Annotated in this window: 21 protein-coding genes; 4 read left to right on the top strand and 17 right to left on the bottom strand. The window is 43.4% G+C overall.

Annotated elements, in window-relative coordinates:
- Positions 1–81 precede the first annotated feature (81 nt).
- Complete coding sequence (locus CA600_RS19940) at positions 82–651, top strand: TetR/AcrR family transcriptional regulator (protein WP_094872308.1); 570 nt, start codon at positions 82–84, stop codon at positions 649–651.
- On the opposite strand, the gene CA600_RS19935 is transcribed toward CA600_RS19940, so the two are convergent.
- The 11 genes from CA600_RS19935 to CA600_RS19880 form a co-directional block, all read right to left on the bottom strand.
- Positions 620–1,636, bottom strand: a complete 1,017-nt coding sequence (locus CA600_RS19935; protein ID WP_256989927.1) for an ABC transporter ATP-binding protein — start codon at positions 1,634–1,636, stop codon at positions 620–622. The two genes, CA600_RS19940 and CA600_RS19935, sit on opposite strands and share 32 nt — an antisense overlap.
- 22 nt (positions 1,637–1,658) lie before the next feature.
- The gene (locus CA600_RS19930; RefSeq protein ID WP_094872306.1) at positions 1,659–2,441 is read right to left on the bottom strand and encodes an ABC transporter permease; all 783 of its coding nucleotides are present in this window, start codon (positions 2,439–2,441) and stop codon (positions 1,659–1,661) included.
- Positions 2,438–3,259: an ABC transporter permease gene (locus CA600_RS19925; RefSeq protein ID WP_094872305.1), complete on the bottom strand. Its 822-nt coding sequence runs from the start codon at positions 3,257–3,259 to the stop codon at positions 2,438–2,440. The genes CA600_RS19930 and CA600_RS19925 overlap by 4 nt, the downstream gene beginning before the upstream one ends.
- 49 nt (positions 3,260–3,308) lie before the next feature.
- Positions 3,309–4,481 carry a serine hydrolase domain-containing protein gene (locus CA600_RS19920; protein WP_179281673.1) on the bottom strand — a complete coding sequence of 391 codons (1,173 nt, stop codon included), beginning with the start codon at positions 4,479–4,481 and terminating at the stop codon, positions 3,309–3,311.
- 770 nt (positions 4,482–5,251) lie between these two features.
- Entirely contained in the window at positions 5,252–5,725 is a 474-nt protein-coding gene (locus tag CA600_RS19910) for a hypothetical protein (RefSeq protein ID WP_094872299.1), read from the bottom strand.
- 267 nt (positions 5,726–5,992) lie between these two features.
- Positions 5,993–6,793 (bottom strand): Cof-type HAD-IIB family hydrolase, encoded by an 801-nt coding sequence (locus CA600_RS19905; RefSeq protein ID WP_094872297.1) that lies wholly within the window; start codon positions 6,791–6,793, stop codon positions 5,993–5,995.
- A 31-nt stretch (positions 6,794–6,824) separates the two neighbouring features.
- The gene (locus CA600_RS19900) at positions 6,825–7,589 is read right to left on the bottom strand and encodes a pseudouridine synthase (RefSeq protein WP_094872295.1); all 765 of its coding nucleotides are present in this window, start codon (positions 7,587–7,589) and stop codon (positions 6,825–6,827) included.
- 2 nt (positions 7,590–7,591) lie between these two features.
- Entirely contained in the window at positions 7,592–9,112 is a 1,521-nt protein-coding gene (locus tag CA600_RS19895) for an RsmB/NOP family class I SAM-dependent RNA methyltransferase (RefSeq protein WP_094872294.1), read from the bottom strand.
- A 102-nt stretch (positions 9,113–9,214) separates the two neighbouring features.
- Complete coding sequence (locus CA600_RS19890; RefSeq protein ID WP_094872292.1) at positions 9,215–9,667, bottom strand: DUF309 domain-containing protein; 453 nt, start codon at positions 9,665–9,667, stop codon at positions 9,215–9,217.
- Entirely contained in the window at positions 9,657–10,469 is an 813-nt protein-coding gene (locus CA600_RS19885) for a GTP pyrophosphokinase (RefSeq protein WP_042126350.1), read from the bottom strand. The genes CA600_RS19890 and CA600_RS19885 overlap by 11 nt, the downstream gene beginning before the upstream one ends.
- A 30-nt stretch (positions 10,470–10,499) precedes the next feature.
- Complete coding sequence (locus CA600_RS19880; protein ID WP_094872290.1) at positions 10,500–11,594, bottom strand: quinone-dependent dihydroorotate dehydrogenase; 1,095 nt, start codon at positions 11,592–11,594, stop codon at positions 10,500–10,502.
- A gap of 211 nt (positions 11,595–11,805) precedes the next feature.
- Between CA600_RS19880 and CA600_RS31315 the strand changes: the two genes are divergently transcribed.
- The gene (locus CA600_RS31315; RefSeq protein WP_167348489.1) at positions 11,806–11,943 is read left to right on the top strand and encodes a hypothetical protein; all 138 of its coding nucleotides are present in this window, start codon (positions 11,806–11,808) and stop codon (positions 11,941–11,943) included.
- On the opposite strand, the gene CA600_RS19875 is transcribed toward CA600_RS31315, so the two are convergent.
- From CA600_RS19875 to CA600_RS19865, 3 genes are all read right to left on the bottom strand, one after another.
- On the bottom strand, positions 11,940–13,373 hold the full coding sequence (locus CA600_RS19875; protein ID WP_094872289.1) for a L,D-transpeptidase family protein: 1,434 nt from the start codon (positions 13,371–13,373) through the stop codon (positions 11,940–11,942). The genes CA600_RS31315 and CA600_RS19875 overlap by 4 nt on opposite strands.
- A gap of 134 nt (positions 13,374–13,507) precedes the next feature.
- Positions 13,508–13,750, bottom strand: a complete 243-nt coding sequence (locus CA600_RS19870; RefSeq protein WP_042186857.1) for a ferredoxin — start codon at positions 13,748–13,750, stop codon at positions 13,508–13,510.
- A 148-nt stretch (positions 13,751–13,898) separates the two neighbouring features.
- Positions 13,899–15,230, bottom strand: a complete 1,332-nt coding sequence (locus CA600_RS19865; RefSeq protein ID WP_373455897.1) for a DNA polymerase IV — start codon at positions 15,228–15,230, stop codon at positions 13,899–13,901.
- A 179-nt stretch (positions 15,231–15,409) separates the two neighbouring features.
- Between CA600_RS19865 and cimA the strand changes: the two genes are divergently transcribed.
- The gene (gene cimA, locus CA600_RS19860; protein WP_094872287.1) at positions 15,410–17,029 is read left to right on the top strand and encodes a citramalate synthase; all 1,620 of its coding nucleotides are present in this window, start codon (positions 15,410–15,412) and stop codon (positions 17,027–17,029) included.
- A 411-nt stretch (positions 17,030–17,440) separates the two neighbouring features.
- Here the strand turns inward: cimA and CA600_RS19855 are convergent, their stop codons facing one another.
- Positions 17,441–18,004: a TlpA family protein disulfide reductase gene (locus tag CA600_RS19855; protein ID WP_094872285.1), complete on the bottom strand. Its 564-nt coding sequence runs from the start codon at positions 18,002–18,004 to the stop codon at positions 17,441–17,443.
- A gap of 159 nt (positions 18,005–18,163) precedes the next feature.
- On the opposite strand from CA600_RS19855, the gene CA600_RS19850 reads away from it, so the two are divergent.
- On the top strand, positions 18,164–18,640 hold the full coding sequence (locus CA600_RS19850) for a Mov34/MPN/PAD-1 family protein (RefSeq protein ID WP_094872284.1): 477 nt from the start codon (positions 18,164–18,166) through the stop codon (positions 18,638–18,640).
- Here CA600_RS19850 and CA600_RS19845 read toward each other — a convergent pair.
- Entirely contained in the window at positions 18,622–19,371 is a 750-nt protein-coding gene (locus tag CA600_RS19845; RefSeq protein ID WP_094872282.1) for an exonuclease domain-containing protein, read from the bottom strand. The two genes, CA600_RS19850 and CA600_RS19845, sit on opposite strands and share 19 nt — an antisense overlap.
- Positions 19,368–20,441, bottom strand: coding sequence for a DUF294 nucleotidyltransferase-like domain-containing protein (locus CA600_RS19840; protein ID WP_094872322.1), 1,074 nt, complete (start codon positions 20,439–20,441; stop codon positions 19,368–19,370). Before CA600_RS19840 ends, CA600_RS19845 begins: the two co-directional genes overlap by 4 nt.
- Between the last annotated feature and the right edge of the window lie 22 nt (positions 20,442–20,463).

Genomic DNA, 20,463 nt, shown 5'->3' with positions numbered 1-20,463 from the left:
TGTATCAATCGCTAGATTTATCGGTTTTGTTGGTTTTTCAACAGATCACAACATATTGTTTAATAAAAAGGGAGTATTACCATGGATAGAAGAATTAAAAAAAACCAAACAGCCATCATGAATGCATTCATTCAACTGATGGCTGAAAAAGATTTTGAAAAAATAACAATTAACGAAATCGCAGAGCGCGCTGATGTAAACCGCGGAACGATTTATTCCCATTATGCGGATAAATACGATCTGATGGATAAATGCCTGGCGGCTCAGCTCCAACAACTAATCGAAAGCTGCTCCGCAGTGGAGGATGAAACCGAACCTAATCCCTCTAAGTCATCATTACTCCGCACGCTGGAACAATTGGAGGAGAATGCTCTCTTTTATAAGACTTTATTAAGAAACAAAACACTGCTCTCCTTTAGAAACCAATTACAAGATATGATAAATAATCAGATCAAATTACAATTCTTAGAAAACAATTTAAACCTAGATGAGTTAAGTAAGGATATATCCGTGCAATTTTTGAGTTCGGCGACTGTCGGCGTAATTGAATGGTGGTTTACTCATAACAATCCTTGTTCTGCAAAAGAGATCACCGAAAAGTTATGGTCCATGCTTGATCTTAATCTGCAGATGATCCGTACTCAGTCTTGAGACTGTCATTGTCTATCTCATAAATAGAGCTAATAATCTTTTCAATCGGGATTTCCTTAATGGATATATCAAGAATCTCTACCTTTTCGCTAAGAATATGAAGAAACTCACCCATTTTACACTGCTCGGTATCGATTTCTAATTCCACTTCGTAATCCGATATTCTATCCGATATCAGAGTCCCAGGCAGGTCAATATCTCCAATCGTTGTAGCTGCAGAAAGCCTGACCACTTTTTTAGCGCCCAGATGAAGTCGAAGTTCGGAGAACTTATCGTCATAAACTTTTTTACCTTGATGAATAATTAGTACTCTTTGCACCAAACGCTCAACGTCTTCCAAATCATGTGTCGTTAGAATAAATGTGGTGCCTTCCTGATTCATTTGCTTAATGAATTCTCTGATTCTTTGTTTAGCTATAACATCCAGCCCGATCGTCGGCTCATCCAAAAAAACCACTGGCGGAGAATGAAGCATGGCCATAATAAACTCACATTTCATTCGTTCCCCCAGAGAGAGGGTTCGCGTAGGTTTAGTGATAATATCGCCAATTTCGAACATACTTACAAACCGGTCTAGTCTTGTACGAAAATCATTCATGGGAATATCATATATTTCCTTGTTCATATAAAAGCTATCCAAAGGAGGAATGTCCCAAATTAACTGCGATTTCTGTCCGAACAATACCCCGATTTGTTTTACATATTGATTTTTCTGCTTATGAGGGTTGTACCCAAGAACATTTATTTCTCCCGATGTGGGATAGAGAACGCCTGTCAGCATTTTAATCGTCGTTGATTTCCCCGCACCGTTTGGACCTAGAATGCCAATGATCTCTCCTTTTCCAACACTGAACGAAAGATCCTCTACAGAGGTAATTATCGATTTTTCACGGTGAAACAGACTTTTAAATACGCTTTTTGCATCTTGTCCACGGTGATAGGTTTCATATTGCTTAGTTAAGTTTTTGACGGTAATAATGTCCAATGTAATTCTCCTTCATACAAATTCATCCTCCGGCACTTTTGTAACTTCGAAGCATGTACGTATAGAGCCAAATTCCGAAGGCAGCAAATAACACACAAGGGATAATCGCTATAAAAAAATAGGCATCCCATCGTCCAATCAGAGTAGATGCTGGAAAGTAAGCAATCATGGAAACCGGAAATAGAAAAGAACTTACGGCTACGACTGCTTTAGGGAAAATCGTCCCTGGATACCGCCCAAAAGACTTAATACTTTCAAACATCTCCGGCAAGCGGGAATTCGCCACCCATTTGAAGGAAATCGCTGCAACGATAAGCGCCACGCCGAACATGACCAGCAGCCCAACTCCAAACAACAACAGGAATAATAACCAAGAGCTGAAAGTCACCCCTTCGATTCCACTAAGAGCGTACGCGAACATAATTACCCCACCACCCAAAAGCCCGATACTTTCGAATTCAAAAGATCTAGCCAACAGTAAAAATAAGCTCGAGGTCGGTTTAATTAATACCACTTCCAGCGTACCCTCGACTACATGGGACATCGTATTCCACATAATTCCGTTAAAAAAAATCCCGGCACAAGCCGTAGACAGAATAAACACAGATTGAATTAATAGTGCCTCTTTAAAGGTCCATCCTTCAAATGAAGCATTCGAATTATAGATGAACACCGTTACTAAGGGAAACAACACATTCCCTATGAGCATGATCAAACTATTAAGAATAAAATTAACACGATAGGTGATCGCAGAAGCAATATTCGCCTTCATACAAGTTTTGTAGATTAGATACATACGTTTCATGCGCCCACCCCCGTAAAATGCTTAAGCGATACCGCATACAGCACCCGGCAGACTATTCCGGCAATAATAACAGCTATGAACTGTAACAACAAAACTTGAGGAATAGGTAAGGTTATATCAGCTAAAGTATAGCTACCTGTATAGACCATTGCAGGCAGAAAGGTCGTATATTGAAACGGTAAGAAAAAGGAAGCCATCTGTAAGGATTTTGGGAAAAAGACTAATGGAATCAGTGATCCTGAGAATATCCCCTCACAAAGACTGAAAAAGTTACGAATACTGGAGGATTGCACCATCCAAAAGGCGACCATTCCAATACTATAATGAATGAAAAAATTCATCATGAACGCCATCGCTATAGAAAGAATTGCGTATAGTAAATTTGCGGGTATAACATCAATATGAAAAATAAAGAAGAAGATCATAAAGCAGGGTATAAATTCAAATAGAAGCCCAAGTACCCTATGCCCTGCCTTCTGAGACAATGCATAGAACATATGATTCATTGGTCTTAAAGAGAACGTAATGAACTTCCCGGTGCGAATGAGCATTTGTAAGTTCCAATCGGCAAAATCCATGGTCAAGTAGTTGATCAACATCGTGGCGCAAAAATAAGAGAGCATCTGAGAGAGCGACATCCCATTAATAGAGGATTCTCCGCTATAAACAGCGCTCCATATATAATACTGCACTAGAAAATATACCGGGCCTACAAAAATAGAAACCATCGAATGCGTTCTGTACGCACTCCATTCCTTATAAGTAACAAAAGCAACCGCTCTCATAACGTGAAAGCGGTGCTTTATCTTCTCAAACATAAGTCACATCCTGCCTATCTTTGATATCTCACAACATATAATCTTTTTCTTATTCGAGTCCGGACCAGATCACATTGTTTGAGCCGAAAATCCCTCTACCGTCCCATATATTTTTATGAAAAGGGATATACCAAACGGCAATCAGCTTTTCTACCGGATCAACGACCAAAGAACAAGACCCCCATCCTTCGTGAAAAAAAGTGCCTTCAGAATAAGATGTACTTTCATTATATCGAAGGTCTGGCCCAAGACCGTAGGGTCTATCTGCTCCTCCATCTCCCCATGCGTAATTTGGAAGCTTCTCAGAGTTAAACCGCTTGGTCATTTTCTGAACAGCCATACGACTTAAGATATGACCCCCTTCGTATTCCCCTTGGTTAAGCAGCATGATTCCGAACTTTTGTAGATCATTAACGGTTGAATACAGTCCCCCACCAGTCCCGGGAGTCTTGATTTCCTCATCAGACTTTCTTTCTTCATCGGTTAGATCGCCTGCTTGAAGTTTCTGAAGATATTCCTTAGCCTCTTCCGAACGAATGGCGATCCTACCAGCTTTCTCAGGCGGTATATCAAAGAAAGTATCTGTCATGCCTAACGGTTTTACAATGTTGTCCATTATGTAATCTTCTGCAAACACACCTGTTATTTTCTCGATAATTGCACCAAGAACCACGTATCCGAACGAGGAATACATCCATTGCGTGCCTACCGGAAAACGAATACCATAAGAAAGTCCGGCTTTTATCCAGTTTTCTTTTCCGAGCTCTGATTCATAAATATACCACCATGCACTTTTATAGTAGGTATCACTTATAGTGCCATGATCAGGTGCGATGCCGGAGGTATGCGTCAGTAAATGAGCAATTGTAATCGGCTTAAAAGGATCGGCATCAAACTCAGGAAGAATAGAACTAACTGGCTGCCCCATGAAAATCTTACCGTCATCTGCTAGCTGCCAGATCGCTGTTGCCGTAAAGAGCTTAGTAATTGAAGCGATCCGAAAGATTGTATCCGTTTTCATTCCTTGGGTGCTATCTTCTTCGTAACTGAAGCGTCCCCCCGCTCCATTAACAAATATTTTTCCATAACGACTAAGAGAATAAATATAACCATCAGCCACTTTCTGATCACAGAGATCCTCATAAAAATGATTAAGTGCCTCTAAACGATCCTCCCTGTAATTCGCCTCATTCAGCTTGCTTAGCTCTGTGGATGATAACATGATTCGCACTCCCCCTATCATTCTACGAATTGCAATATCAATTCTCAAAAATGTAAATATGCACCTTACCAATAATACCCTTACACTACTATTCTTACAACAAAAGCCACCAAACTGGAAGGTCAACTTTATATTTAAATATTCTATACGGCCTCGCTTCCAGTTGGCTGCTGCCATGAATCGAGCTGAAAACGCTGTTCTACCTTAGTATTAACGAATAATTTCCATGTTACGCTTTTGGGTTGAACAGTCTCTCCATCAGCTAAGCCTTATGATCCATAAGACATCTTATGGTGCCTGGGGATAGTAATGGCGTATGTTACGCCTACCTGCTTAATTCAATTTTTTCTTTTTTCCCGTCCCATTCAATGCTTACATCTTTAGTACTTTCTTGATCGTGAATTGAACTAATTTGATCATCCGTGATTATTATTGAGCGGTTTAACAAACCATCTTCTTCTAAAATGAGCTCGTTCTTACCGACGGTTACAGTGTATTTACCAACATCTTTCCAATCATCTTTCTGATAGTTAAAGGTATATTTTCCACTCCTGCTATTTCCTGTAACACTAACTCTATAGTCACCTTTCCAACTTTCACTTTCCCCTTTTAGAATATATCCGTCATTATTACATCCCAACAGAAATATAAGGAGAATTAACGGGAGTACATGTATTAAAGAACTTCGAATAACATTTCACCCCTTTAATGATCATAGCTTTACTATGGGTTCCAATAGCTTAATCCTAGACGGATGTGCATTCATAAAATTACTGAACCTGATCAGCTAAGTCTATTAAAACAGAATCATTCAATTTGTAATCACCTAACGGATCAAGATACCCGTTGATATAATAAACAAAGCGGGCCAAGAAACCATCTTTACTTTCCCACCAAATGGATTGACTATTCTCATCCTCTTCGTAATAGGCTTGCTTACCATTTTTTAGTGTAAAAGGTGACTTACCTACCTCTGATACATTCTCTGGATCATCAATAACCTTACTAAGAATTAACTTTATTTCCTGTGTAGTCTGCTTATTTTTATAATGAAATACATATTGTTGGAGTGCATATGGATCATCCATTTCTACTTCCGTACGAACTTCATTCACTTCAAATGGAAATCTAAACGGTTCAGCGAAATCATAATTCATTGATAAATTTCTATCTGGATTACCACCGCTACATCCACTTATTAGAATAATCAAAATTAATAACACATAATAAGAAGTACGCCTCATCCTTTCCCTCCTTCGTATTCATATCAGTAAAAGCTAACAACTTATCGGAGTCCGTATCCCATCATGTTACTAATTACATATCAACTAAATATTGGAATTAATATCTATCAATTATATCAAATATGATTAGAGATTGAAGGAGAAAATGAAATTTGCAAATCAAAGAGTAGTGGAACAACCGACTTTTTCAATAACAAAAAAGCATAAAACGGATTTAAGCCCGCTTTATGCTTTGCATCTAAACTTATTCTTCAAATTCAAAAGAACTTAGGATAAACAGTATTTAACCAGTGCATCACGCACACCATGCTCGTTGTTCGAACCCGTAACAGCATTCGCTGCCGCTTTTACCTCTATAGGAGAATTATCCATCGCCACGCCCATCCCCGCATAAGTAAGCATAGAAATATCATTAAAATAATTACCGATAGAGAGGACTTCTTCTTGCGGAATTCCCAGCTTCACAGCGAGATTTCTTAATGCGTTGCCCTTAGAAGATTCGGGATGCATCAAATCAACGAAAAATTCACCACTCCGCAAAATATTGTACTCAGGAGCCCAAGTACGCCATTCACGTTCAGCTTCGTCAAGGATTTCTGGCTGTGTAAATACAGTAAACTTAACAACCGGTTCACGGAAATCTTCCCAGGCTGGTAGCGTCGCTGGCACAATGCGGAAGTGCTCATACATATAATTAGCTTCTTTAGTCAGATTCTCTACATTATCAACATACATATCAAAAGCAGTATTCACATCATAATGAATATTGTGCTTACGGCAATAGTCAATATAGGGGTCAAGACCACGTGCATCCATACCATATTGATGCAGCACTTCTCGATCTTCCACTCGTACCGTCGCTGCTCCATTGTGACCAAGCACGTAACCGGTCAGCCCCATTTCCTCCATGAAAGGAATCGAGTTCTGTGGACTGCGTCCCGTACATAATACAATTTGACCGCCAAGACGTGTAACCTCAGCAATAGCTTCCTTATTCTCAGAGCTTAAGTGGTGATCATCATTTAATAGCGTACCGTCCACATCTAGTGCAATCAGTTTGTATCTCATACTCCACCATCCTTGTCTTTCTTTTTCTATATTATCCTTGAGATGATTCTGTACCTAAGAGTGCCAGTTCCTCTAACGTCAGTTCCCGACAAGCTCCCAGCGGCAGACTTTCATCCAGCTTCAATTCTCCCATAGATACACGTTTCAGAAAAGCGACTTTTTTGCCAACCGCCTGAAACATACGCTTCACCTGATGAAATTTCCCCTCAGTGATGATAAGTGAAATATGAGAAATCACTTTGCCGCCACGCTCTCTACCAAGAATGGTTAAGTGTGCAGGTAAAGTAACGTAGCCATCTTCCAGCTCCACCCCTGCTGCAAAAGCCGCGACATCATCCGCGTCTACATCGCCCTCGATGGTTGCCTCGTACGTTTTCGGGACATGCTTACGTGGCGACAGCAATTCATGGGCAAGCTTCCCATCATTAGTGATCAGCAGCAGTCCTACAGTATCCTTATCTAGCCTTCCTACTGGAAACGGCTCAAACTGTGCATATTCGTGCTTTAATAGATCCAAAACTGTCCGATCCCGCTTGTCCTCCGTAGCTGACAGGACACCCGGGGGTTTGTTCATCATAAGATATACGAATTCACGGTAGGTAACAACCTCTCCCCCTACCTCTATTTTATCGGCATAAGGATCCACATGAAACCCACTATCTTTTACCACTGTCCCGTTCACCAATATTAAGCCTTGTTTAGCTTGTTTACGGATATCACTGCGCGACCCCACTCCAATATGGGACAACACTTTATCTAATCGTTGTTTTTTGGCGGGCTTACCTGATTGGCTCATTGTTACATCCACCTCCAGCCTGCGGGATATTCGTTCTTGAGTATGCCATCCTGCCACTTACCCCAGCCTGCGCTGTAGCCATCAATGCAGACCAGAACATATCCCTTTTGGGCACTTCCTATTCTAATAGAGAGACGTTCTTGAGAAATCGACAACGTCTCTCCTTTAAGATAGGAAATAGCTTCATGATTCGTACTGGAGAGTGAGACACTTCGGCAGCTTTCTTCCGGATGCAAAGCTGTAGCCATCGGATGTCCCGGGATAAATCTTCCGTTACGGATTTGTCCTACATACCATCCTGGACGAATCGTCTTTAATCCATTTAGTCTTTCCTTAGGAAGTGGAGAAATGTACAGATGGTCACCGAACAGAACCGGATATCCTTTAGGTTCCCACCCAAGCTGATCTCGTACAAAATTCCCATACAGAGCCAAAGCTTGCTCCTCAACAGAGCCTTGCCGACCACGGTCAGCTCCCCCAGTAGGTTTGTGAGAAGGTCTCCCTTCTTTCCCCCGTCTTCCTTCTGATTTATTGGATGATTTAACATGTGCTACACCTTTTGGAGTAGTAGTTCTTGCAGATTCCTTAAACTTGACCTCTAAGTGATCACGTTCCTCCATTGAAAGCTTTGTTCCTCCATGTTGCAGTACAGCCATGAAATGTCCTTCGCCTTTCACCTTATGCGGCCACAGTCTTGCTGTACCTGAGAGTGCTCCAAAGCCAGGAGCGAATGAGCCTGTACCTCCTACCGTTACCACTGAGAATTGTGGATGTTCAGAAATAAACTCCGCTATAATTTCTTCATTTTCTTCTGTGGCAAACGTACAGGTGGAATAGACAAGTGTACCTCCCGGTGCCAATGCTGTTGCAGCAGAACGTAAAATATCCCGCTGCATGGAAGCATATTTGGCAGGTGTACCTGAATCCCACTGCTTCACCATGTCTTCATCTTTACGGAACATCCCTTCACCTGAGCAAGGAGCATCAATCAAGATCTTGTCAAAAAAAAGCGGGAATGCAGCCGCGATATGATCTGGACTTTCGTTCAGTACAATACCATTACGAACCCCGTAAAGCTCCAGATTTTTGGCTAGGGCTTTAGTCCGTTCTGGATGAAGGTCATTACTAACCAGTAATCCTTCACCTAACAGCTTGGCAGAAATCTGCGTAGATTTACCTCCAGGAGCGGCACATAAATCAAGTACACGATCACCTGGTTCAATATTAAGCAATTCCACAGGTGCCATCGCACTCGGCTCTTGAATGTAATACAAACCTGCGTGGTAGTGAGGATGTTTACCAGGTCTAGCCCCGTTCTCTGTATAAAATCCTGTCGGACACCAAGGAATGGGTTCCAGTCCTAAAGTAGAAAGAGCCTTTAAGCTCTCCACGGAAATCTTCAAGGTGTTAACACGGACGCCTCCGTATGGGGTTTCCTTATAAGAATCCGCAAATTGATTATAATCTGTTCCCAGCATGGCCATCATACGCTCGCTGAAAGAACTGGGCAATTGTGCCGCCATGATGCCGTCCTCCTGATAGTATTGCAAAAATTTAGGTGTTTAAAGATTCAAGGAACACCCTTACGGGTGTCCCTTATACAATACTCATATATAGAGGATCTTTTACTTACGATGAAAGGATGTCGGTCTCTGAGGACCACGTCGTTGAGGGTTATTTGGTGTGATAGCTACAGCTGCATTCTCCACTTGGTCCGCTAGACTTGGATCAATAATCTCTATGGTTAGATCGTAATAAGAAAATGGCCGCTCATCATATGATGCTAAGCGCCGAACATAATCTTTCACTTCCTCCACGAGTTTCGCCAGATTAATCCCGAGTGTCGCTGCTGGATATTCTTCCAGTTTGGCAGAAGCACCACTCAGCATAATAGCTGCACCGCGCACATTCTGATTGCGAAAATGGTATAACCCTACCGCTACTTGGAGAAGTGCTTTGTACAAAGGATCTCGTTCCTGGGCAAGCCACAGTTCTTCGAGTACCTCGTGACATTCGAAATAATCCCTGTCACGATTAAAGTACACTAGGTATTCCAAGTACAATGGTTCATAAGCCATCCGGCAAACTATCCTTTTTAGCTGCGGAAAGAAGTCCCCGCACATGATCTAGAAGTTCCTTCATCGCTTCCATATCCTGAACCTGCCATATTTCGTTAAAGCGAGCCTGCGTATCTATAGCCTCATTCACCAAGTGATAGAAATACAATTGATGAATAGCCTTGAGAATCTGAGTGGTCATATTCGAGTTTTCCTCAAATGTCTTCTGTGCTTCCAGAATCTCTTCCCGAATACTGGACATTTCACTGTCGAGGATCGATGCTGCTTCGGCTGCCGTCTTTAGTCGAACACGCATTTCATCGGGCAGACTCTCCCGATATTTATAGTTCAGGGAATGCTCTATGGTAGCCCAGAAATTCATAGCTAGCGTACGAATTTGGATCTCCGCGAGCACAATTTTCTGGCCAAGCGCTGTTTGCACAGGATATTTAATAATCATATGGAAGCTGCGGTAGCCGCTCTCTTTATAATTAGTGATGTAATCCTTCTCATAGAGTACTTCAAGGTCCTTACGGGCCCGGATATATTCGGCTACTCTGCGGATATCCTCCACGAATTGGCACATGATCCGAATTCCTGCAATGTCTTCAATCCCCGTCTCCAGATCTTCCATCTTCACATTCAGCCGTTTCGCCTTTTCCAGAATGCTTGACAGCCGTTTTACACGCCCCGTTACGAATTCTATCGGCGTGTATTCCTCTCTTTTCTTCAACTCCGAACGCATTGTTTTGAATTTAACTTTCAATTCTTCCACAGTCTGTTCATATGGAAGCAAAAAAGTTCCCCAGTCCCTGCCGTCCATCGCCTTCGTCCTCCTGTCCTTTCGTCTCCTTCAGTGATGATCAGCACCCACTGCTTCAGAGATATGACTGAATCCATCCCGCCGTAATAGCTGCCGTAATCCGGCATGCAATTTGCGGTTAACCTCCGGTCCTTCGTAGATGAGAGCTGTATAAATTTCAACCAGACTCGCACCTGCTCTTATCTTGTCATACGCATCCTGACTGGTGAAAATGCCGCCTGATCCTATGATCGGCATCTTCCCTTCCGTCTGGCGATAAATACTGCGAATGATCTCCGTTGAGCGGTCCCGCAGCGGTTTGCCGCTTAAGCCCCCCGTCTCATTAGCCTTTTCATGACTAAGTCCATCACGGTTCAATGTAGTATTCGTAGCAATAATACCATCCATACCAGCTTCTGTCAGCGTCTGAACCATATACTCCAGCTCTCCATCACTTACGTCTGGTGCTATCTTAACCAACAAGCTTTTGGTAATCCCGGTCGCTTTACGCTGAATCTCCATTTCTTCCTTCACTTGCGCCAGCAGGAACGATAATTCACTGCCATGCTGGAGATTGCGAAGACCAGGTGTATTCGGAGAGCTGATATTGACCACAAAAAAATCACCGTACGGATAAAGCGTACGGATGCACTGACGATAGTCTTCATGAGCCGCTTCATTACTAGTTATCTTATTCCGGCCAATATTAACTGCTATAGGAATTCTCCGATTCTTTAATTTCTTCAGACGCTGTGCCATAGCATCAGCCCCTTCATTATTGAAGCCCATTCGATTAATCAGCGCTTCATCCGAAGGAAGACGGAACAATCGAGGGCTATCATTACCCGGTTGACCCTTAGGGGTAACCGTGCCCACTTCCATAAATCCAAACCCGATCGAAGAGAATCCGACTACCGCATCGGCATTTTTATCTAAACCTGCAGCAAGACCAACTGGCGTCGGGAAATGCGTGCCAAACAGATCAACCGCTAAATCCGCCGTTTCAGGAACTCCGTACATTAAGCGTAGCGCCGCGCTTCCACCTGGCACGGATGACGATTTATCCAATCCACCTATGACGAGATGGTGAGCCTTCTCGGGATCAATCTTGAAAAAAATTGGTTTACCAAAATTACGATACAACACCGTTCTCGCTCCTTAAGGGGTACTTCACTAATCCACGTGTCTACCCGTTTCTGTAGGTTTCTTCTTAATTTTAGCCTTTTCTTGAACAAAAGAAAAGTATTTTACAGTGCGAGTATGTTGCGTACATAACGCAGAGTATAGTAATTTTCTTGTAAACGCATTACAATATAGGTGTAATCAGCGATTAAGAGAGAAAGAAGGTATGCCCAGTATGTCTACTAAACGTAAACCACCAACTTTGCAGCAAAAGAAAGAAGAAGTTAACCGTAAAGCGCTAATGTGGATCGGCGTCAGTTTAACTTTACTAATTCTTCTAATCATCGTTCTGTTTATCGTTGCAGGAAACTAATTCAGCCAGTGGTATACTTTATGGGGGTTGGTCTGATCATGCTTAGCAGTAGAGCTGAAGCGTTTAGCCGGCACAAGCTGCTTTTCAGGCAGAACCCCTTTACTAATCACTACTGTTGTACCTTTAGGAATCAGCGCGAAGAGCTCCTCCACATCTCCTCTGCCCATTCGAATACATCCAAGGGATTCATCCTTACCCACACTGTCAGGCTCATTCGTGCCATGAATAGCATAATTACTGTCTGAAAGCTGAAGCCCTCTGCTACCGAAATCCCCATCATCTCGACCATTTGGATTGACTACTTTATCTGTAATCACGAAATTGCCCTCTGGTGTCTTATCTCCGCCAAGTCCTACCTCATAATTTCGTAGAATAATAGAACCGCTGACTACCGCCAATCGGTGATTTTGTTTATCTACAACGACCCTTAGCGGCTGATCAAAAAAAGGAACGTCACTCGCAACACTTCCACTCACACTTAATGCTGTCGGTATAATCCTCACACCATCGTTAGATGAGCTTGAAGGCTGCGCTATGTCTTCTGTTCCCGGTGCCATCTTGTTCTTAGCCACCGCTTTAAGAGGGCTGAATTCCCGCTTCATGACGGTTGTCGTCCCACCTATCCAGTTCTCAGGAAAAGATCCCGTCAAATCCGCTATTGTATCTGGAAGCTTCCCTTTAGCATCTTGATAAGCCCGGATTGCACTCCATAGTGTGGCAAGCTCCTCTTGTTCACCCTGCCATTCTGCTCCATCCTTGGCGAGTTGCCCTTGCTCTGGCGGCTCACATGCACATACCTTAGGATCGTAAGACTGATATACCATCCGGCCCTTTCCATTCTTTTGCAGTGTGAAATTTAGCGGAAGCTTTTCTTTCCAGAGTAGCCACTTTCCCTCTCGCTCCATCCCTAACGCAGCAGCTTCAAAAGGTTCTTTACGTATTAGCATTTTCGCCATTAATTTCCCTTGCGAAGCCTCAGTTGCATTTTCCTGCGCTGTATACATCACTTTTTTCGCCTCAATAACTGGCTCTTGGACGGAGTCTTTTGGATCTGACAGATCTTTGACTTCTGGAGCTGCCGTGTCTTGAAGGACTTCTTGCTCTTCTGTAACACCAATACCCGGAGCCACTGCTGAAGGTACCATTAACAGTATAAGAAGCATTAGCGCCAGTGATATGTATCGCAATCTTTGTTGGCCGCGCTCACGCTGGCGACTCGCTTGCAGCAATCCATCTTCGTAATCGCGCAGCATTTCAGCAGGTACCTTACTATGCTCGAAAGCCTCATACACTTCACCAGCCTGATTGAAGCAATAATTAGCTTTTCCATGTTGACCGTTCTTATAGTATTCCTTCCCCAGCAAGTACCATGCCATTTTGTTATCTGGGTGCATCTGTACATATGCTTTGAGGTGCTGTGAGTTCTTCATCGGAACCTCCGAGAGTTTATAATTCCTACTTTATTAATATCGGTCAGACACAGCAAAAAAGACATCCCTAGCCGAACAAAATGTTCGCAGAAGATGTCTTTATCTGGTGTCGCACGTTACTCTTTATCGAGTAATTAACCTTCTTTGTTAAAAGGTTCGTCCGCAATTTTAATGGAGTCGGTTGGGCAACCATCACAGGAATCTTGGAGATCATCAAACAAATCGTCCGGAATCGCTGTCACACCGCAGTTTCTGTCATTTTCGTAAATAACTTCTGCCAAACCTTCATCATCGTAATCAAAAATATCAGGAGCCGTTGCGCCACATGCACCACAAGCGATACAAGTGTCTTTTTCGACCCAAGTGTACTTAGCCATTTTTTCTCTGCCTCCCGTTAAGCAATGCTGCGCTGTTGAACCAGCGTCTTATTTTTCTCATATTAATATAAAAAGAATACAATTTCAATTGATTTCAATACGTTTGCATTTCTGACGCATTCTATAGTATCAATTTCGACACGTTTTTTCAATCTTTATCTGACTCAACAGACAACAGATTATCCTTTTGCAGTGAGGTGCCTCGTTCCTTATGATTACGGAGTCTTGCAGAATGGGTGTCACTTAACATCCCAGCGGTCAAAACTGCATTTTCACCAAACTTATTGCGAAGCATATCCATGGCCTTGGTCAGTGACTCTTTCTTAGGCTGCTGTTCGTAATCGAACAAATCCAGCTGAATGGCAGAATCCTCTTTTGCGATTAATCCTTGCAAGGTCACACCAAGCAGTCGGACTGGTTTCTCGCCATTCCAATGTCGAACATAAAGATCACAGACAGACTTGTAAATATCTTCTCCACTCTCTGAAGGTGCCTCAAGCTGACGCGAACGAGTAATGGTCTTCATATCCGGCGTCCGAATGGTAAGCTGCACACCTGAAGCCACAAGCCCTTGCTTTCGCAAGCGCCGCGCTACCTGATCACTTAGATTCAGCAAAATGGGGCGTACCTCAGCGAGGCCAATAACATCCCGAGGCAGTGTAGTGGTGTGTCCGATCGACTTACTTTGTTCTCGCTCAGGATTTACTATCCCATGATCGATGCCGTTCCCTGCACGCTTTAGCCATGAGCCCATAACTCCAAAGTTCTCAACCAGCATTTTCTCATCAGACGCCGCTAATTGACCAATGCTGTAAATTCCCAGCTTACGGAGCTTCTCTGCCGTTTTTCCACCGATACCGAACATTTCATTACATGGCTTGTTCCATAAAATCTTAGGTACATCACGCAGCCGCAGCACCGAAATACCATTTGGCTTTTTTAAATCCGAAGCCATCTTCGCCAGGAGCTTATTTGGAGCAATACCAATGGAGCATGGCAAGCCCAATTCCTCCATTATACGGCGCTGAATAGTTTCCGCAATTTCCATAGGCGTACCGAATTGTCGAGAGCCAGTTATATCTAAGTAACATTCATCTATCGACACTGCCTCCAATAATGGTGTATAGCTATAAGAAATCTGCATAAACGCATTAGAATATTTGCGGTATAAATGGAAGTCCGGCTTAATAACGATAAGCGATGGACAAATACGAAGCGCCTTCTGAACCTGCATACCCGTCGAGATCCCCAATCTGCGGGCGACATAGGAACAAGTAACAATAATCCCTTTCCGCAATTCAACGCTACCCGCAACCGCAGTAGCCTTACCTCTGAATTGGTCAGGATCCTCTGCCTCATGTACCGAGCAATAAAAAGCATTCATATCCACATGCAGGATGACCCTGCCACTCGTTGGATAATACTGATCAACATTCTGCACAATATCTACCTTCTTATCCTCAGGGTCTCTATTGTCCAATTTAGAATACCTCTCCGCTGCGGTTAGGTCAACTTAAGAGGCTGTAAAGTTCTTTGTTACATTCCCGCGTAAAAATGCTATAATATATAAATTCATTTCCCTTGCCAATGCTTCCGATGTGAGTTTTGCACGAAGTGAATCCGGAAGACGAAGCTTACAAAACTTTTAGGAGGACACTCATGTCTAAGTCCATCTCCATCTTCGATACTACATTACGCGACGGCACCCAAGGTGAAGGCATCAGTCTGTCGGCTGACGACAAGCTGAAGATTGCCAAGAAGCTCGATGATCTGGGTGTGCACTATATTGAAGGTGGCATCCCGGGAAGCAACAATAAAGACATTGAATTTTTCAAAAGAGTCAAGGAGCTTCATCTGAACGCCAAAATCACAGCGTTCGGCAGCACTCGGCGGAAGAATTCCTTGGCCGAAAACGATGACAATTTAAAACGTATGATTGATGCAGGGGTTCCTGCTGCTACACTCGTCGGAAAATCTTGGGATTTTCATGTACACACTGCATTACAGACTACGCTTGAGGAGAATCTCGCCATGATTGGCGACTCCATATCCTACTTGAAACGCCAAGGCCTTGAAGTGATTTTTGATGCCGAGCATTTCTTCGACGGATACAAGAACAATCCTGAGTATGCAGCAGCCGTCCTGTCCAAAGCCCGGGAAGCCGGAGCAGATTGGCTTGTCATGTGCGACACCAATGGTGGAACATTGCCTTTTGAAATTCATGAGATTGTTACCGCTCTGGCTGGGCAGCTACCTGGAGCAAACCTCGGAATTCACACTCACAATGACTGTGAGCTGGCGGTAGCTAATACCCTTAGCGCCATCGGTGCTGGAGCACGGCAAGTTCAAGGTACCATTAATGGTTACGGCGAACGATGCGGCAATGCCAACCTATGTTCCATCATCCCTACCCTTCAGCTTAAAATGGGATACCACTGTATTCCTGATGATTCTTTACCGCAGCTTACGAACACAGCACGTTATATTAGTGAAGTTGCCAATGTTAATCTGCCGGTAAATCAACCTTATGTCGGAAATGCAGCTTTCGCACACAAAGGTGGAATCCATGTCTCCGCTATCATGCGTGATTCACGGACCTATGAGCACATTGCTCCTGAGCTTGTCGGGAATAAACAACGTGTGCTGGTCTCTGAACTGGCTGGACAGAGCAATGTGCTCTCCAAGGCGCAAGATATGGGTTTGAATTTGGATCCAAGCAGCGAGCAAGCTCGCCGGGTGATCGAGAAAATCAAAACGATGGAGCATCAGGGGTATCAATTCGAAGGTGCCGATGCCTCGCTGGAGCTATTGCTTCGGGAAGCTACAGGCGAGATGAATGAAACCTTTACCTTTGAATCCTTCAAGATGCTAGTCGAAAAAACCGCAGAGCATCCAGTTGTATCTGAAGCCTTCGTTAAACTGAAGGTTGGCAATGAGAACCTTTATACCGCTGCTGAAGGTAACGGTCCGGTCAATGCACTCGACAACGCGCTGCGTAAAGCGCTGCAGACCTACTTCCCGCAACTGAAGGAAATGCATCTGTCCGACTATAAAGTCCGTGTTATAGACGAACAGGATCAGACTGCTGCCAAAGTACGGGTATTGATTGAATCCAAGAACTTCACAGACACTTGGAGTACGGTTGGCGTCTCCGGTAACGTCATTGAAGCCAGCTGGGAAGCGCTTGTTGACAGTATGCGTTACGCACTTCTCAATGAGCTCTCGTTGGAGAATGAGAAGACGACCAGCAACGAGCCAAGAGGCCTGGTCAATCATTAATTAATCCCTTATAGACTTTTGTAAGACAAAAAAGAAGCTTCCCAAAAGTAGTATTCTACGTATGGGGTGGCTTCTTTTTTTATCAAATAGGCTGTATAACGACGTCTGACTTAAAGCCATAGATTATGTACGTTAGGCGTTAGAGCGATCAGGGAAAAACTCCCTAAAAATAGCTGATTTTCGCTCTAAATGAACAGAAACAGGGAATTCCTCCCTAAAAGTCAGGGTGATTTCGTTATTTCCAACCAAAACAACTAAATTATAGGGATGTTTTCCCTAATTATGAGTTGGATGACGAAGAATCTCTGTATTTTAGGGAGAATTTCCCTGATTATTTTTTTTAGCCTCCGTTACCCTTGTACAACACAACCATTTTGTTAACCTTTGCGATTTTGATAGCGTGAATCAATTTTACGATTCGGTAAGCTTGATAATTTTCTCCTCCAGCTCTTCCGGACTAATAACGCCCAAAATGATCTCAGAAATCACTCCATTCTTGTCAATAAGTACGTTGGTAGGAAATACAGCTCCGTTATATTTGCTATACACCTCATCTTTCATATCAAACATCACCGGGAACACAAGACCGTATTTCTTGATAAAACGTTCTGCATTGGGTTTATAATCTTGACTACTCACATTAATACCGTAAATATCTAGAACATCCTTATACTTAGTAGCCATGGCGTTGAGCTCTGGAGCTTCCAGCTTGCAGGGATCACACCAAGATGCCCAGAAATTAACAATGACCGCTTTCTCTCTTGGCCCATCTACTACATAGGTAGTCCCATCCGTACCTTGGAGTGTAAATGAAGGCGCGAGCAGTCCAGCTTTAGGTCCTACTTTCATCGGCGACTCATCTTGTTGTCCAAAAACAGCTTCAGCCTTCGGCTCACGATTATGCCATACAGCAAAACCTGCAATACACACAACTAAGAGTAATACGGTTATATTTAATTTGTTGCTTGGTTTCATAGCGCTCTGTTCCTTTGCAATTGGAATAGTTTTCTACTATTGTACCCTCATCAGGTTAAATTTCAAACCATCCAATTTTTATGGAAAAATATATGGATTATAATAAAAAAGAGAGTTTCGTCAGCGACGAAACCCTAATGAAGAGAGAGGGGTGAACAAATGGCAGCATTACAGGGAAATGTCCAGCCTATAAGACTGAAATATTCCGTACAGCAAGCACTGGGGAAGCACCTGCTGTCCAGTTATCCACATGAAGCATGTGGAGTCCTGCTGGGTGCTGCCGCAGCGGGTGGCATGCTCATCGATACTTACGTACCTATGCGCAACGTAGCGCCAGACCCGCTGCACACATTTATTCCCCACCCTGAAGAGTGGATTCATGTGCTTTATAATGAGCCGACACTCATCGGTTTATTTCATTCCCATCCTAATTCAGAACCTATCCCTTCGGTCGCTGATTATATAGGACTAGCAGCACTAGGATCTGAATTTAAGGTCTACCTTATTGGTTCTCCGAGAACTGAAGATGATTGTTCTCCATTGCTGAATGGATTTTATATTGAGCGGTCGCTAAATGAACAAGGAATACCATTCCCTGAACTATCTCATGCCCCGCTTCACGTTCTACTTAAATAAGCATATAAATCACCTAAGGTATCTACTTGGCCCCGTTCCGAAATTTCCCGAAGGTAAGCTACCCACAGCTGGGCTGTCATTTTGGCATCTTCTAACGCATGGTGACGGCCTTGAATTGGAATTTCATGAACTAATAGCAGTTCATCGAGCGAATAGTTACTTCGCTGTGGCTCGAGCCAACGTGCAAGCATCATCGTGTCCAGCACCCTGTGTGTAAGCTGAACTTTAGAAGTTTTCCATAGCGCCGCATTAAGGAAAGCTTTATCGTGTGAGCTTGCATGTGCTACCAGCACATTTTGTCCCACAAAAGACATGAAATTATGAAGACCATCTATTAAGGAGGGGGCAGACCCCGTCATTTCTTCCGTTATTCCTGTTAATCTTGTAATATCATCCGGAATTGCTGTCTGACAATTCACCAAGGTATAAAAGCATTCCTCTTCCTTAATTTCCTCTCCAACCACCTTAATTGCACCAAAAGACATGATTTCATCCCCATGCTGATGGGAGAATCCAGTTGTCTCTAAATCAAAGATAACCGTCTCCAGTTCACACAGCGGAGTACGTAGCACCTCAGGACGACGCTTCTCTCGCATAAGTGAGCGGATATAGGCCATTTGCTGCGCAGTTTGATGAGCCGTTTCTCCACCTTTCATTGAAGCAATTGCCGAAGGCATTCCACCTTGTCTCAGATTATTCCAAAAGCCTCCGTTCTTGTTCGGCTCCCTCATGTTCGCCACCTTTCCGCTGAGCGGAGCTGACGCTGCAACACCCGATGAAGGCGTCTAACCAGCAGCAGACTTTCACGCAGCTCAGACAACAGCTGCTTATTCTTCAGTTCACTCTCCGTAACATAATCACTACTGACTAACAATCCATCCTGCACACTAATAGGCGTGTTCACTCGCATCCGTATAGCCAACAAGAAAGCTTGCCGAATAGCATTCAAATATTGATACTCATTAAGCCGGTCAAGCGCTTCAATTCGCGCTAAGGTCGAGCTAGCTTTAATGCCATGCAATAACGACAAGCGTCTGACAATGTTCACTAGCGGGATATAGACTCCATACTTAATGTCGAATCCACCTGCATAATCCCCAAAGCGCTCTGTCAACACCTTCCCCAAAAGATTTAAAGTCGCTTTATGGCGGACTGTATTGCGAAGAACAGCCACAGACAACTCCTCATTATCAATAAAACCCTCATAGAAAGCCGCTTGCCACAATGCTGATAACTCCCTATTTCCCGCAACATGGCGCATATCCGAAGAAATGATAAGATACCGAATAGGCTCCCATTCCAACTGGTTTCTCCATTCCTTCAACTGCTCCTTCCATTCCGATAACGTCTTCCTCCACATCCCTTGGGAGCACATTACCTTTCCTGCACATTTCTCATATCCAACTTCTTCAAGCAGATCGGATAACATCATTCCAAAAGATTCAAAGTATCTATTCTTCATCCCATCCGGTTCACCTTCAACGATCAAACCATTATCCTGATCGCTCCACAGAGTGGCTTCTTGCCTTCCACAACTACCAAACACAATAAAGGAGTAAGCACAGGGAGGCGGGCCATAGCCCGCCTCTTTCATCTGCGCCTCACATATTAGTACTGCAGTCTTTGCAATAAGATCATGCATTGTATTCACACGAAACATCCATTCCTCAATAGGAATTACATTCAACTGTTCCAGAAGAATACTTTGGCAGGCAATTCGCCTCTCTCTAAGTTCCTGTGGCGAACCGGCTAAAACGATGGTCCTAAAGCTTTCTTCATTATACCCATCTGTTAACTCCATCGAAGCCACACGGTCCGCCTCC

It is taken from the genome of Paenibacillus sp. VTT E-133280 (assembly GCF_002264385.1).
GTDB lineage: Bacteria > Bacillota > Bacilli > Paenibacillales > Paenibacillaceae > Paenibacillus_AQ > Paenibacillus_AQ nitricinens.
The sequence above is the reverse complement of the archived record's forward strand: the minus strand, read 5'-3'. Positions and strand labels throughout refer to the sequence as shown.

Excerpts from the sequence above, each read along its gene's own strand:
- CA600_RS19905 (WP_094872297.1), bottom strand. The coding sequence starts at position 6,793 with ATGAGATACAAACTGATTGCACTAGATGTGGACGGTACGCTATTAAAT.
- CA600_RS19870 (WP_042186857.1), bottom strand. The coding sequence starts at position 13,750 with ATGGCTAAGTACACTTGGGTCGAAAAAGACACTTGTATCGCTTGTGGT.
- CA600_RS19940 (WP_094872308.1), top strand. The coding sequence starts at position 82 with ATGGATAGAAGAATTAAAAAAAACCAAACAGCCATCATGAATGCATTC.
- CA600_RS19885 (WP_042126350.1), bottom strand. The coding sequence starts at position 10,469 with ATGGACGGCAGGGACTGGGGAACTTTTTTGCTTCCATATGAACAGACT.
- CA600_RS19840 (WP_094872322.1), bottom strand. The coding sequence starts at position 20,441 with ATGGAGTTAACAGATGGGTATAATGAAGAAAGCTTTAGGACCATCGTT.
- CA600_RS19875 (WP_094872289.1), bottom strand. The coding sequence starts at position 13,373 with ATGAAGAACTCACAGCACCTCAAAGCATATGTACAGATGCACCCAGAT.
- CA600_RS19845 (WP_094872282.1), bottom strand. The coding sequence starts at position 19,371 with ATGAGGGAGCCGAACAAGAACGGAGGCTTTTGGAATAATCTGAGACAA.
- CA600_RS19895 (WP_094872294.1), bottom strand. The coding sequence starts at position 9,112 with ATGGCGGCACAATTGCCCAGTTCTTTCAGCGAGCGTATGATGGCCATG.
- CA600_RS19920 (WP_179281673.1), bottom strand. The coding sequence starts at position 4,481 with ATGTTATCATCCACAGAGCTAAGCAAGCTGAATGAGGCGAATTACAGG.
- CA600_RS19855 (WP_094872285.1), bottom strand. The coding sequence starts at position 18,004 with ATGAAACCAAGCAACAAATTAAATATAACCGTATTACTCTTAGTTGTG.
- CA600_RS19900 (WP_094872295.1), bottom strand. The coding sequence starts at position 7,589 with ATGAGCCAATCAGGTAAGCCCGCCAAAAAACAACGATTAGATAAAGTG.
- cimA (WP_094872287.1), top strand. The coding sequence starts at position 15,410 with ATGTCTAAGTCCATCTCCATCTTCGATACTACATTACGCGACGGCACC.
- CA600_RS31315 (WP_167348489.1), top strand. The coding sequence starts at position 11,806 with ATGTCTACTAAACGTAAACCACCAACTTTGCAGCAAAAGAAAGAAGAA.
- CA600_RS19910 (WP_094872299.1), bottom strand. The coding sequence starts at position 5,725 with ATGAGGCGTACTTCTTATTATGTGTTATTAATTTTGATTATTCTAATA.
- CA600_RS19890 (WP_094872292.1), bottom strand. The coding sequence starts at position 9,667 with ATGGCTTATGAACCATTGTACTTGGAATACCTAGTGTACTTTAATCGT.
- CA600_RS19925 (WP_094872305.1), bottom strand. The coding sequence starts at position 3,259 with ATGTTTGAGAAGATAAAGCACCGCTTTCACGTTATGAGAGCGGTTGCT.
- CA600_RS19850 (WP_094872284.1), top strand. The coding sequence starts at position 18,164 with ATGGCAGCATTACAGGGAAATGTCCAGCCTATAAGACTGAAATATTCC.
- CA600_RS19930 (WP_094872306.1), bottom strand. The coding sequence starts at position 2,441 with ATGAAACGTATGTATCTAATCTACAAAACTTGTATGAAGGCGAATATT.